Source organism: Microbacterium sp. CFBP 13617 (assembly GCF_014839445.1).
Lineage (GTDB): Bacteria > Actinomycetota > Actinomycetes > Actinomycetales > Microbacteriaceae > Microbacterium.
On the sequence record NZ_JACYNW010000004.1, the window covers coordinates 260,024 to 274,037 of the forward strand.

Genomic DNA, 14,014 nt, shown 5'->3' on the forward strand with positions numbered 1-14,014 from the left:
GGAAGAACACGTGCGCTTCACACACAAGCGGTCATTCAAGACCGCCTCAGCAGTACTGCTCACCGCGGGCCTCGTGTTCGGCGGACTGCAACCGGTCCACGCAGAAGAGACCGATGCACCCAACCACATGACAATGCCCGAGTTCGAGCAGCCGGTCGACGGCGCCAATGCAGGCGAAACCGACGTTCCTCTCGCCGGAGACTCGTCCGCGGACGTCGCCGAGGTTCCCGACGCGCCGCTGACGCCCACGGATCCCGAACTCATCGAATTTGGTGCGCCCGACGGCGAGGACACCAAAGTCGAAGCACCCGCCCCGCAGCCGTCCCGGGAACCCAGCCCCACCCCAACAACCACGGCAGGCACGACACCGTCCGCAAGCCCAGCTGTTCCAACTCCGCCGCCTCCAGCGCCGACCGGTACCCCTGAACCAACGCAAACCGCCGGTCCGGCATCGGTATCGGCGTCCGTCGACCTAACGGCAAGCCTCACTGCTTCGCTCGCCCAAGCAGGGTCCTCAGACCCGGTCGAAGTGTCGACTGACCAATGGGTCAAGGTCGACGACCAGCCGCTCGAAATTTCGCCCGTTGTCAAAAGCTCCGACGTCGCCGTGAATATCGAGATCCTCGATCCGAGCGAGACGACACTAAAGGATCCGACCTCCGTAGCCCTTGCAGTCAAACTCGAGCTCGAGAGCGATCAGCCGACAGAGGCAGATCTGGCCATGCGGGTGCCGATCGCCACCCTCTCCAACGGGTTCGGCGCCGACTACTTCGACAGATTGAGCTGGGTCCAGGTCCCTGTCCCCGACGACGGCGGCTCCCTCGACCTCTCGAAGGCGCAGAAGTTGAGCACCTCCAGCGACGTTGACTACGTCGTTGTCACACCGCAGGCGGCAGAGACCGGCAGCATGGTCATGGCGCTCGCCGCCGCATCCAGCGATAAAGGTACGGGCGACTACTCGGCGACGCCCCTGAAGTCGTCCTCAACCTGGGATGTCACCGAACAGACCGGCGCGTTTACGTGGAGGTATGCGTTCACCACACCTTCCGCCCCCATCGGTCCCCAGCCGGGGTTGGGTCTTGCCTACAATTCGCAGTTGGTTGACGGGCAGACCGGCTCCACTAACAACCAGACCTCATCGGTGGGCCAGGGGTGGGATCTTGACGGCACCGGATTCATCGATAGAAACTACGTCCCCTGCGCTGTCGATGACGGTGCTTCCGGCCCGAACAAAGCGTCCGGGGACCTCTGCTGGAAGTCCGACAACGCCACCGTTTCACTTGCAGGCCATTCGGGACCATTGGTGAAGGACTCAGCGACGGGCACCTGGCGTCTGGAGAAGGACGACGGAACGAGGTTCGAAAAGCTGGTCGGTTCGGCTCAGGGGTGCGCTCCTAACGGCACAGTCAACGCGGAATGCTGGCGTATGACCACGACCGACGGAACGCAATACTTCTTCGGCTTGAACAGGCTGCCGGGCTGGAGCGAAGGCGAAGCTACGACCAGTTCCGCTTGGACTGTCCCTGTGTTTGGTAACGATTCCGGCGAGCCCTGCAAGGCTTCGACTTTCGCATCGTCCTCATGCATGCAAGCTTGGCGATGGAATCTCGACTATGTCGTTGATGTTCACGGGAATGCGACGGCCTACTACTACACCGCAGAGAAGAACAAGTACGCACGAAACGGAACTGGGGCGGTGACCTACACGCGTGGCGGGGCACTGAACCGAGTCGAGTACGGTCTGCGGAGCGACAACCTTTCTGGCAGCAACGCCGCTGCCTACAGGATTCTCCTTAGCTACGACGCCGATGGTCGCTGCAGCGATTCCACGGGTGCTGACTGCACGCAGCAGTCGCTGGAGAACCCTACTCGACCATCGAACACCTCGAAGTATCCCGACGTTCCCTGGGATCAGCTTTGCACGAACAGCTCTTGCAGCTCTTCCCAAGTCAGCCCGACGTTCTTCAGCAACGCCCGCCTAAGCACCGTTGAAGCACAAACAACGGTGAACGGCGCGTACAGCAAGACCGATTCCTGGGAGCTGACTCATTCATTTCCTGACCCTGGCGACGGGACGAATGCCGCACTGTGGCTCAAGCGTGTGCAGCACACGGGTAGCCGAGCAGGTCAGAGTCCGATCACTGAGCCACCCACCGAGTTCTCCGGCACGACGATGCAGAACAGAGTGTGGACTATCGACGGATTGGCCCCCCTCGCTAAGTGGCGGATCAGCTCGATCAAGGACACTCTCGGGGCCGTCACGAGCGTCAACTATTACTCTCCGCAGTGCACAGCTGCTCAAGCTGCCGCGACCTTAGACTCGCCTGAAACAAACACGAAGTGGTGCTACCCGGAGTGGTGGTCGCCGAAGAGCGACGGCTCAACCGAGCCGCGTCTCGACCTGTTCCACAAGTACCGAGTCGCCTCGACGATCATTGATGACGTCACCGGACCTGCGCTCAACAAGACCCAACGCACGGCGTACTACTACGGGACTCCGCGATGGCGGTACAACGATTCGCCGCTCACCGCCGAAAACCGCAGAACGTGGAACATCTTTGCCGGAGTAGACACGGTCGAGATCCGCGAGGGTGACCCTGCTCTTCCGTCGGAGCAACGGGTCACGAAGAACTGGTACTACCAAGGTATGAACGGCGATCGCGCGTCCGACTCCGGGGGCACAAAGAGCGCGACCGCAACCGGCAGCTCCTCTCCTGACGAACGGTGGTTCGCAGGCCTGGTTCGTCGAGAGCAGAGTTCGCTCGGGGTGGGAGGTGCCGTGATAAAAGACACCCTCACGACCCCCTGGGCGTCCGGCGTCCGCGCGGACGACGGATCCCGGCGCTCACGGACGGTGCGCACAGCCGAAGTACTCGTGACCGAACCGACCTCATCCGGGGACGATCGCACGGTTCGAACGCAAACTGATTACGAGGCGGCATACGGGCTACCCGTTAAAGTCTCGGTGTCGCCGTCCGACGCGGCGGCGAGCTGCACGGTGACGACCTATTCAGACCCGAACACCAACTCGTGGATCATCGGCGCCGTGAGTGAAGTTCGCACGGTAGCACAGGCATGTTCGTCTCTGGGCTCTGCTCAATATCCCCGCGACCTCGTCTCGCGTGAGCGAACGGCATACGACGGCGGCGACTGGGGAGACACACCCACGAGGGGCTTGCCCACCAAGAAGGAAGCAGTGTCCCGCTACAGCAACGGGCAGCCCGTATGGTCGAGCGTTTCCTCGACAACCTACGATTCGCTCGGTCGGCCTCTGATCAAGACCGATGCATTGGGCAGAACCGCGACGTCGACATACACGCCGGCCGCAAAGCTACCCACGACCGGGACCACGACCACAAATACCGCCCCCTTCAACTGGGTGAGCCGTGCCACAATCGAGCCGACGACCGGCATCGCCACTTCCACCACGGATCCAAAGGGTGCTCTCACCACAACCGAAGTAGACGCGCTCGGGCGTATTGCAAACGTGTGGCTGCCTCTGAGGCCACGTGCGAGCAACCCTTCGAGCCCGTCGATGTCCTACGAATACTTCTTGTCAAGAACATCGCCCAACGCCGTCAAGACAACCACGTACCGCGCCGGCAGCAACGTGGATGAGTTTCAGCTTTACGACGGGCTCGGGCGCTCCGTTCAAAAGCAGGCCCCCGCCCCGAGTGGTGGCGCTGCGATATCCACCACGTCGTACGACGACCAAGGGCGGGCGTACCTTCAGGACAACCCGTACTGGACAAGTTCCGTCGCGCCGGGAACAACGCTGTTTGTCCCCGACAGCCAGAATGCAGTGCCTTCATCCACCGAGACAGCGTTTGATGCTGCCGGAAGGACGACCACGGTGACCACGAAGGGGCTCGGACAAGAAAAATTCTTCTCCACCTCGTCGTACCTTGGAGCGGACCGGGTTGACACTGTGCCGCCATCGGGAGGAACCTCGACATCGGAGTACTTTAACTCTCGAGGGGAGCGCACCAAACTTACTCAGTATTTATCGGCCGGCACGTCGGGGACAGGGCAGAGCACGACTTTCGCGTACGACATGCGTGGTCATCTCATCAAAATGACTGACCCGGTGGGTAATGAGTGGTCCTGGGCGTACGATCTGAGGGGCTATCGCGTCTCCCAGACCGACCCGGATTCGGGCTCCCTGACGGCAACGTACGACAATGTTGGCAACCTCACGTCGACTACGGACGCACGTGGTCAGAAGGTCACCACGACTTATGACGCGCTTAATAGGAAGACAGCGGTGTATGACGGTACGTCAACGGGCTCGCTGCTCGCCTCATGGTCCTACGACACAGTAAAAAAGGGACTCCTCACCTCAAGCACCTCGTACGTCGGATCAACTCCAGGTACTGCGGGACACGCGTATGTGAGCGCCGTGGGGAGCTATGACGCGGCGGGCAACGCGACGCGCTCGGTTCTCACCATCCCCTCAGGAGCACCGGCATTTGGCGGCCAGGCCTTTACCTCCACAGCTGGCTACTACGCGGACTCGTCCGTCTCCGTGAGAAACCTGCCCGCGATGGGCGGCATCTCATCTGAGCAGATTCTGTACACGTACGATGCGTGGGGTCGGCTTTCTGGGCTGGGTGGCAATGGAGGGATTCTCAACAGCACCGTGTACACGCCGATCGGGCAACTCGCGCAGTTCAATCGAATGAATAACGGTGACGAGGCGTACACAACCTACGGTTACGACAGCGTGACGGGAGCTGTGACAAGTATCAAAGATAACAGTGTGTTCGATGGTGCTGGACACTGGGTCTCCAACCGGTACTACGCGCGCGACAATGCGGGCAACATAAAGGTGGCGACTAAGACTTCCGTAGTTCCTGTGCAGACGAAGCAAGTCAACTGCTACTCGTATGATGCACTGCGCCAGCTGAAGCGGATTTGGACTCCGTCCGCGTCTGCAGATTGCAGCGACACTCCCACAACAGGTGCCTTGGTTGGTCCTGCGCCAATGTGGAAGGACTACACATACGATGCCGAAACAGGCAACAGGACCAAGCTTGTCGCCCGAACTCCCAGCGGAACTACATCGACAACGACGTACAGTTACCCGTCCGATGGTCAGGATCGGCCTCACGCGGTTGGCGCTGTCGCTGGTTCGTCGGCCAACGGAAATGGCACCTACTCCTACGACGAATCCGGAAACACAATCATTCGCCCGGGACAGACGTTGGACTACGACGCGCTGGGGCGACTGGAATCCGTCAAAATTCTGGCCACGGGGAAGAAGCAGACAAACATCTACGGCGCCGACGGCAAGCTGCTGATGAGGATCGAGCCTGATGGAGATGCAAGTCTGTATCTGCTCGACACAGTTCTCTCCACTTCGGCCGGGTCCGATGTGACGACAGCGGTTCGAACCTACCTGGCAGCAGAGGGAAAACCGGTGGCTAGTAGGACTGCGAAGTCCGGAACCAATGGGTCGACGGTGTCGTGGCTGTACGCAGATTCGCAAGGCACCGTTGACACGCAATCCGTCGCTAGTTCGGGAGCCACCACTACGCAGTACCGGGACCCGTTCGGCCAACAGGCGGCGGGTAGTAGTGGCGCGTGGAAAGACAACTCCGGGTTCCTCAACAAGCCAACCTCGCTCGACACAGGGCTGACTACTATCGGTGCGCGAACCTATGACAATCGACTAGGGCGATTCGTGTCCGTCGACCCGGTCGTGGATCCTAGCAAGCCCCAGCAAAACACTGGATATGCGTACTCGGGAAACAATCCGACCACGTGGAGCGATCCCACGGGTCTTGCATACGACGATTGCTCCGTAGTCCGCGGTTGCCCGGGTGCACCTCGCTCCAGGCCCGGCCCGCCGCAATCCGCCTACGCACCATCTCAGGGTGGTACTCATTCGAGCTCGGGGTGCGGGAGTGGGAACTGGGACTGTCGGATTCGTGAGTTGAGCGCACAAGCAAATCCGGATCGGGGCGGGTCTGGTCGACTCCGCACGCCCGATCGGCCAAGTGCAGGTGTTTGGTCGTACGATTATTCGTATAGATCTGCAATTTCTTACTCGAAGGAATACTCGCCTGAGAGCGTGATGAGGGTATTCCAAGACAATCCCGCGAAAGTATTCCCCTTTACGGTTGAGGGATGTGGAAAGTTTTCGACTGGGGCGGAATGCCTCCTGAAGACTGGTGCTTTCACGACGAATCCCAACGGCTGGGTCGGGGTTGACGTCACCTCTACTTCAACCAAGTTCACGGTGATATCTAAAGGGTACTTCGACGCGCCTGGGTCGACAATTCAATTTTCTACATACGAGGACGGTGGGATTGTGTATCTCGAACGGGACGCGGTGGGACACGGAGCTGATTTCTTCACGTTCTTTGGTATTGAAGTACTCCAGGCCAATCATGGCCCGTGGGACCTTCAGGCTGCCAACCTGCGTGGCCTGCTCGGCGTCTCTACGCCAAAATGAGGATGAGTATGAACTGGGTGCGTCTAGCTATTGCATTTGCAATCGCGTCTGTGGTGTCTACAGTGCTCATTACCGTTGGGACGATATTTCTGTATCAGGGGCGCGGATTTGTCTTTGGGAATGACGTCTGGTCACCGTTGGCTTGGTCGTATGCTCGCTTGGACACCTATCTCTATGGGGTTGTTGTTAACTTTGCTTTTGCAGGATTTCCTGTTGCGCTCTGCACCTTTCTGATAGCGAGGAAGCTCCGGGATGCTGGAAGAAAGGTTCGAATCGCGGCGGTTGTGATACCCTCCCTTGCAACACTGTTTCCGGCGTGGTGGGCGGCCGCCTGGAACGGGCCGCCTTTGCTCGCTCTGTTGGTCGGGAGCATCAGCGCTTTTTTCGGAGCCGGTGTTTTTCTTCTCGCAGCCCACCTGGTGGGATACACCCGGGCGGCGAGCGGCGCACTGAAGCAGGATGATTCGCCCTGAATCTCGTTCCGTGTTCCGCTCTTGGGAAATGCGCTTTGGATTGTCCGAGTATCGCTGAGGTCGTATGGCCTACGTGCATACGGCAGAAGACCAAGGATTCACGGCCGACGCGCGCGGAACTCGTAGCCTCGTTGAATGGCGACTTGCAATGTGCTCGGCCGCTCTTTCAAGGTTGCACACGATGCACTCAACGGAGCCACGCGAGCGAGCGACACGACCGGCCTCCGACAGCTTCTCAGCGAAGAATTGGCGTTCAAACCTCCTGACGCCTCGCGCGCCGGCGCAATGGAGGCCATCACCGACATCATGAACGAAGTCCAAGTCCGCCAAAGCGGAGAGGACATCAGGAACAAGCTCCTCCACAAGGCGAAGAACGGTTGAACCGCCGGCCGCGCCAAGCTCGGCTACCTCAACGTCCGCAAAGACTTCGACGGACGCCTCGTCGACACCATCGCCATCGACCCCGTACGAGCGCCACTCATCAGGTGGGCCTTCGAGCAGTACGCGACCGACGACTACTCCGTCTGGCAGCTTGCGTCGATCCTGGGTGACATGGGTCTCACGACTCGCGCCTCTGCGAAACGTCCCGAGCGGCCAGTGTCGTCGAGCGCTCTAGCGGAGATTATTCGGGACCCGTACTACACCGGGATGTTGCCGTTCAAGGGGGAATTATATCCGGGTCGACACTCTGCGGTGATCACCCAGGAGACCTTCGTCGCGTGTCAATCCATCCTGGATCGCAGGAACCGCAAGGGGGACCGAGACTGCGTCCACTTCCACTACCTCAAAGGAATGCTCTACTGCGGTCAGTGCGCCGATCAAGGACGCATCCGCCGTCTTGTGTATTCACAGAGCACCGGTAACGGCGGCGCGTGCGAGTACTGGGTCTGCTCGGGCTAGCAACGTGACCACTGCACCCTTGGCACCCTTCGGATGGAAGACCTTGAGGAGCAGGTCGCTCTCGAGGTCACGCGCAAAGGGTTCACCTCCAACGACATCGAGGCGCTTCGCTCGCGGCTCCATTTAACCCGTGACCACATGGGCGAGAAGGACCGCCAGATGAAGGCTTCCCTCACCGCCGAACTCCGCAAGCTCGAAGACCACGAGGAACGTCTCATTGAGCTAGCGGCCGACGGATCAGTCTCGACACCCAAGCTCCGCGACAAGCTCAACCAGATCACCCTGAAGAAGGGCGCAGTCGCCAACAAGCTCAGTCACACGCTGGCCAGCCTCAATGTCGGCGTCGAGATAGCCGATGCGCAGCTTGATCTTCTCGACAACCCCGGCAAGCTCTACCGCGGTTCACCTCACCACGTCCGGCGAGGAGCCTCGTGGGACCCTTCAACAAATTTACTGTCCATCGCGACGAGCTCGGCGAGGTGGTCCTCGCTGCAGAGCGCACGGTGATCGACGCGGCCGTCCAAGAATTGAACGGCCGCTGCGGGAATCACGTCACCCCAGCAAAAAGCGAGGAAGCCTCCCGCAAATCTACGGGAGGCTTCCTCGCTAGCGCCTTTGGAACTACTTTTTCGTCCAAAGGTTGGAACATTCTTGAATTGGTCGGGGTGACAGGATTTGAACCTGCGGCCTCGTCGTCCCGAACGACGCGCGCTACCAAGCTGCGCCACACCCCGTTGCAACTAGGAAAGTCTACCCCGTCGGGCGGCATGCTTCGAACCATTGCGGGATTCGAGCGCGTTCGGGAGGGCGTGTTCCGGTGTCCTAGTTCGTCCACGTGGGTTTCGTCCACGCGGCGCCCGCGCAGGGAGGCCGCGCGTGACGCAGCGGCCTCCCTCCGGCTCAGGACCGCGGAGTGCGACGTCGCCGGGCCGTGTGGGCCGCGACCAGCCCCGCACCGAGCAGCACCGCCGCGAGGCCGCCAGTGGCGCCGAGCGAGGCCGTCGTGACCCCCGTGGCCGCCAGCACGGGTACCGCGGGCAGTGCTGCGGGTGGCGCCGTCGGGAGGGCAGCCGGCACGGGAACCACCGTGGCCGCGGGTGTCAACGCGGGTGTCGGGTCTGCCGGGGGCGTCGGAACGAGCTGCTCGGTCTGCGTGGGCGAGGCGAACCGCTCCACCCACAGGAAGGACGGCGGCAGGTGCGGCACGACATCCGCATCTTGCGCGGAGCGCTCGATGCGCCAGACGGCCGTGTACACACCGGCGCCCGGCAGATCCGCCTCGGTCTGCACGGTGTACGTTCCCGCCCCCTCGAGCGGATCGGTGCGCAGCGTGAGCTGGGCCACGGGCTTGAGAGACGCCGGGACCTCGTCGGCCTCGGCGGGGAACGCGCCCGTCCGGTAGATGTCGGCGGTGGCCGAGAGGATGACGAACGACCCGTCCGCCCGGCGGGGCCACACGCCGTCCTGTGTCGACACCGTGACGTCATCGACGAAGCGGCGCCCCTCGAGACGGGCGATCGTCTGCACGCGCGGCGAGAACTGCACGGGCCGGGGCGCGGCATCCTGGGTCGAGAGTTCGAACGTCTGAGGGCCGGCGGGACCGGCGGACTCCTGCTGATCGGGTGTCGAGTAGTACCGGATGGCTGCGGCGCGCACCGAGAAGGAGCCCGTCGCGCGCACCGTGTAGGGCCGCCCGTCGTCCGAGGCCGAGGCGGGGGCGATGATCGCGTAGGTCGCACCCCCGCGCACGTCGTGTCGATCGGCGGACCCCGTGTCGGCGAACACCGCGTTCTGCAGATGCAGTGTGCCCGTGGCATCCGGGTCGACGTCTACGGAGAGTGTGCCGCGCGTGGGGTCGTCCTGCGCCGCCGAGAGCGTCAGCGAGCCGCCGGTGCGGGGCACCCGGATCGCCTCCGCTTCGGCGAGGTACTGCAGGGTGCGTTCCTGGATCGCAGCGCTGTTCTCGGGGCTCGCGCGACGCATGATGAAGTCGATGGCCTCCGGCAACTGGTCGCCGGAATACCCCCACGAGTGGAGCGTCGTGTCACGGTCGACGATCGCCTTCACGGCCCAGCCCACACTGGCCGCCTGCACGGCGTCGTCGGTCTGGCCGTACGCGCTGACGAGGTGGTTGATCGAGACCAGCTGCTGCGGGCTGAGGCCGTTCACGTCGGAGGTGACGCCGTGGTCCGTCGTGGGCCCGGTGGCGACGGGCAGACCCGGGTGGATGCAGTAGGTGTGCACGTCGCCCACTCGCATAGAGCCGTGCCAACCGGTGCGCGAGAGGGGAGCCCAGGTGCCGAAGCCGGTGCCCTGATCGGCCGCGTGGGCGACCGGAGCGATGGTCAGGCTGCTGAGCAGCACGGCCAGGACGGCCAGGAAGGCCGGAAGGCGACGGCGGGTGGGCGGGGGAGCATGGTTCATGCGGAGTCCCTTCGGTCGAGGAGACTCGATCGTGCTCGCTGAAGGGATGCCCCGGACGGCGAAAGGGGCCGTTCCGTGGAAGGAACGGCCCCTTTCGAGGATGGGGAGAACGGGTCAGCGGGGGAGCAGCGTGAGCAGCGTCGCCTCGGGCCGGCACGCGAAACGCACCGGGGCGTAGATCGAGTGCCCCAGGCCGGCGCTGACGTTGAGGGGTACCGTGCGCCCGTCGTACGTCCACTCGCTCAGACCGCGCGCCTGGTCGAGCGGCAGGTCGCAGTTGGAGACGAGCGCCTTGCGGCTGAACGGCACGCGCACCTGACCACCGTGCGTGTGGCCCGCGAGCAGGACGTCGGCGCCGAGACCCGTGAACGTGTCGAGCGTTCGCCGGTAGGGCGCGTGCATCACGCCGATCCGGAGGTCGGCGGCATCCAGGGTGTCGAGCACGGGCGGGATGAGCTCGGGGCGATCCCAGTTGCGGTGGGCGTCGTTCACACCGAACGCCGTGATGCGCGTGCCCTTCACCTCGAGCGAGACGGCCGTGTCGTCGAGGATGCTCCACCCCAGATCCACGGCGAAGAAGCGATCGAGCGCGTCGATGTCGAGGTGCTTGTGCGCGGGAAGGTGGCCCGAGGGGCCGAGGAAGTACCGCAGCGGGTTGCGGGGCGCGGGCTCTTGGAAGTCGTTGGATCCGTGGACGACCAGACCCGGAACGCCGCGGAGCGACGAGAAGGCGGTGCGCACCCCGACGAGACCGTCGCGGTGTCCCATGTTGTCGCCGGTGTTGACGACGAGGTCGGGGGCCAGCTCGACGAGCCTCGACATCCACTCCTGCTTACGGTGTTGCCAGGGAGCCATGTGCGCGTCGGACACGTGCAGTACCCGGAGGGGCTCCGCACCCGGCGGCAGCACGCGGACGGCGTGATAGCGCACGGTGAAGAGATACCGCTCGATGCCCACTCCCCACACCGCTGCCCCGACAGCGGCCGCCCCCGCGACCCCGAGGGGTGCGAGGGCGGCCGTCACCAGGGGGCGCGTCACGGGCAGTCCTTGGCGACGATGGCCAGCGTCACCGGGGTGCTCTTGTTCGCCGAGGTACCGCCGGAGGGGCTCGTCGAGGCGACGCGTCCCTCTGCGGGCGCATTGCCGTCCCGCTCACAGGACCCGATCGATACGGTTCCGAACCCGGCCGACAGCATCGCCGCACGCGCGGAGCTGACCGGCTGCCCGGACACATCGGGAACGGTGCCGCCCTGCCCGTTGCCGGGGCTGAGCGTGATGACCGACCCTGCGGCCGCCGAACCCGCGCCGGGGTTCATCGCGGCCACGCGGTCGCCGCCGAACTCGGAGTCGACCGGGTCGCCGATCGAGACGCGGAAACCGGCGCCTTCGAGGGTGGACCGGGCGCTGTCGATGCTCTGACCCACGACGTTCGGGAGGTCGCGCTGGACGGTGCGCAGCAGGTTGGAGGCGGGGTCGGGGAACCGGTCGCCGCCGTAGAAGTCGTCGGACGAGCGCTGGACGTCGGCGGCGAGCGGGTAGCGGATGTCGGACAGTGCGCGCCCGCCCCAGTACTTGCGGAACAGGTCTTCGCTGCCCTCGTAGTTGCCGACCCAAGCCGCGGTCGTCGTGTTGGTCGACGACTCGATCATCCAGGTCTGCCATCCCTCGTGGGTACCCGTCTTGCCGAGCACCGGGGTGCCGTCGCGCGGGTTGCCCTGCGAGCCGGTGCCGCCGCCGGCCATGACGCCCTGCAGGGCGTAGGCCGCGGTCGCCGCGATCTCGGGGGTCAGCGCGGGCGAGCACGTGCGCTCGGGGATCGCGCGGTCGGCGCCCTTGTTGTCGGTGATCTTGTCGATGACCTTGGGCTGGCACAGCGTGCCGCCGTTCGCCACGGTCGCATACGCGCCGGCCATGGCGATGGGCGAGACGTTGTCGTTTCCGATGACGTTGTTGGCGTACTGCATCGTGATGTCGGTGCCGTCGCCCCGGGTGACGCCCAGCTTCTTCGCGGTCTTGGCAATGTCGCAGAGATCCAGCTGGGCGGCCATCTGCAGGTAGCCGGTGTTCAGCGAGTCGCGCGTGAACATCATGGGGGTTCCCACGTAGCCGCCGTTGTTGGCGAAGTTGTTGATGCGGTCGTTGTTCATGTTGACGTAGTTGCCGGTGCAGGAGTTCGTCATGTTCGGCACCGGACCCATGCGGCCGTTCAGCGTCTCGTTGAGCGAGTGGCCCTTCTCGAGCCAGTCCACGAGCGTGAAGAGCTTGAACGTCGACCCCGCGCTGAAGCCGATCGAGCCGCCGTTCGTGCTGTCACCGGCGAACACGACCGAGTTGAACGACGGATCGGCCTCGGCCTGACCCGGGTCCTGCGTGAACTTCGTGTTCTGCGCGATCGCGAGGATGCGACCGGTCTTCGACTCCGTGTTCACGACCGTCGAACCGAACTTCATGCCGTCGAAGCTCTGCGGCGCGTAGGCGTTCATCGCGTTCTGCGCGGCATCCTGAACCCGCCAGTCGAGCGTCGTCTGGATCGTGAGGCCGTCCTGACGCAGCGCGCGGACGCGCTCGTCGGTGTCGGTGCCGAAGGCCGGGTCGCTCAGGATCGTCGAGACGACGTACTGGCAGAAGTACGGAGCGGCCGACGAGGCGCAGCCCTGGCTGGTGGGCGTGATCACCGGGCTGATCGGCTCGAGGGCGGCCGCCACGTACTGCTCGTGCGTGATCTTGCCGTCGACCTCCATGCGGCTGAGCACGTAGAGCTGTCGGCCCTTGGTCTCGCTGTAGCCGTCGGCGGCGTTGAGCAACTGCTCCTGCGTGATCTCGCCGTTGTCGCGCAGCGTGTACAACGCCTGGATCGTGCCCTGATCGACGTCGTCGATCGAGCCGTCGGGCTGCTTGTTGTACGCTGTGCCGTCGTTGTCGAAGATCGACCCCTCGGCGCGGTCGATGCGGAAGCGGTTGGGGTTCTGCACCATGCCCGCGAGGATCGCCGACTGGCTGACGCTCAGCTGCGAGGCCGGGGTGTTGAAGTAGTACCGCGCGGCGGCGTCGATGCCGTACGTGGTGCCACCGAAGTTCGCGATGTTCAGGTAGCCCAGAAGGATCTGGTCCTTCGTGTACTCCTTCTCGAGCTGGATGGCGTAGCGCATCTCCTGCAGCTTGCGCTGGTAGCCCTCGGTGCCCTCGGACTGCACGGCCTCGAGGGCGCACTTCTGCAGTGCCTCGTCGCGCGTCATGCCGGGGTCGCTGTCGGTGGGCTCGACGGCCCGGGCCTCGAGCTCGCAGCGCTGCACGAGCACGTTCTTGACGTACTGCTGGCTGATCGACGAGCCACCCTGCGTCTCGCCGCCCGAGGCGTTGCTCAGCAGCGCGCGGGTGGTGCCGATGAGGTCGACGCCGCCGTGCTGGTAGTACCGCGGGTCTTCCGACGACAGGATCGCGTCGTACATCACCGGGTTGACCTGGTCGAACGTGACGGGGGAGCGGTTCTGGTCGTAGAACTTCGCCAGCACCCGGTCGCCGGCCATGAGCGTCGTCGGCTCCATGAGCTCGTCGGGCTGCAGGTAGCTCGGCATCTTGTCGAAGATGGTGATGGCGCTGGAGGCGGCGGCGCCGGACACGGCGATGGCCGGCGTCACGGCGGCGGTGACCAGGAGTCCGGCGACCGCGCTCAGGCCGACGAGGCCGACGATGCCGCCGAGGGCACCGCTAGCCGTACGTTTGTTCTCGGGCATAGGGTTGATGCTAAGCGACGTTGCTG

8 protein-coding genes and 1 tRNA gene are annotated in these 14,014 nt (G+C 63.8%); 5 read left to right on the forward strand and 4 right to left on the reverse strand.

Features of this window, described 5'->3' with window-relative positions:
* The first annotated feature begins 10 nt into the window (after positions 1-10).
* The 5 genes from IFU40_RS17250 to IFU40_RS13140 all read left to right on the forward strand — a co-directional run bounded on the left by IFU40_RS17250 (position 11) and on the right by IFU40_RS13140 (position 8,337).
* Positions 11-6,457, forward strand: coding sequence for an RHS repeat-associated core domain-containing protein (locus IFU40_RS17250; RefSeq protein ID WP_191926607.1), 6,447 nt, complete (start codon positions 11-13; stop codon positions 6,455-6,457).
* 8 nt (positions 6,458-6,465) lie between these two features.
* A complete protein-coding gene (locus IFU40_RS13125; RefSeq protein WP_191926608.1) occupies positions 6,466-6,930 on the forward strand; it encodes a hypothetical protein in 465 nt (154 codons plus the stop codon).
* Between the two features lie 135 nt (positions 6,931-7,065).
* Positions 7,066-7,311 carry a hypothetical protein gene (locus tag IFU40_RS13130; protein ID WP_191926609.1) on the forward strand — a complete coding sequence of 82 codons (246 nt, stop codon included), beginning with the start codon at positions 7,066-7,068 and terminating at the stop codon, positions 7,309-7,311.
* 75 nt (positions 7,312-7,386) lie between these two features.
* Positions 7,387-7,830, forward strand: coding sequence for a recombinase family protein (locus IFU40_RS17315; protein WP_446724826.1), 444 nt, complete (start codon positions 7,387-7,389; stop codon positions 7,828-7,830).
* 33 nt (positions 7,831-7,863) lie between these two features.
* Positions 7,864-8,337 carry a hypothetical protein gene (locus IFU40_RS13140; RefSeq protein ID WP_191926610.1) on the forward strand — a complete coding sequence of 158 codons (474 nt, stop codon included), beginning with the start codon at positions 7,864-7,866 and terminating at the stop codon, positions 8,335-8,337.
* 150 nt (positions 8,338-8,487) lie between these two features.
* Here the strand turns inward: IFU40_RS13140 and IFU40_RS13145 are convergent.
* From IFU40_RS13145 to IFU40_RS13160, 4 genes are all read right to left on the reverse strand, one after another.
* Positions 8,488-8,564, reverse strand: a tRNA-Pro gene (locus IFU40_RS13145).
* 166 nt (positions 8,565-8,730) lie between these two features.
* Positions 8,731-10,254, reverse strand: a complete 1,524-nt coding sequence (locus IFU40_RS13150; protein ID WP_191926611.1) for a hypothetical protein — start codon at positions 10,252-10,254, stop codon at positions 8,731-8,733.
* A gap of 114 nt (positions 10,255-10,368) precedes the next feature.
* Positions 10,369-11,292 (reverse strand): metallophosphoesterase, encoded by a 924-nt coding sequence (locus IFU40_RS13155; protein ID WP_156784906.1) that lies wholly within the window; start codon positions 11,290-11,292, stop codon positions 10,369-10,371.
* Positions 11,289-13,988 carry a transglycosylase domain-containing protein gene (locus IFU40_RS13160; protein ID WP_191926612.1) on the reverse strand — a complete coding sequence of 900 codons (2,700 nt, stop codon included), beginning with the start codon at positions 13,986-13,988 and terminating at the stop codon, positions 11,289-11,291. Before IFU40_RS13160 ends, IFU40_RS13155 begins: the two co-directional genes overlap by 4 nt.
* Positions 13,989-14,014 lie beyond the last annotated feature (26 nt).

Excerpts from the sequence above, each read along its gene's own strand:
- IFU40_RS13130 (WP_191926609.1), top strand. The coding sequence starts at position 7,066 with ATGGCGACTTGCAATGTGCTCGGCCGCTCTTTCAAGGTTGCACACGAT.
- IFU40_RS13125 (WP_191926608.1), top strand. The coding sequence starts at position 6,466 with ATGAACTGGGTGCGTCTAGCTATTGCATTTGCAATCGCGTCTGTGGTG.
- IFU40_RS13160 (WP_191926612.1), bottom strand. The coding sequence starts at position 13,988 with ATGCCCGAGAACAAACGTACGGCTAGCGGTGCCCTCGGCGGCATCGTC.
- IFU40_RS13150 (WP_191926611.1), bottom strand. The coding sequence starts at position 10,254 with ATGAACCATGCTCCCCCGCCCACCCGCCGTCGCCTTCCGGCCTTCCTG.
- IFU40_RS13140 (WP_191926610.1), top strand. The coding sequence starts at position 7,864 with ATGGAAGACCTTGAGGAGCAGGTCGCTCTCGAGGTCACGCGCAAAGGG.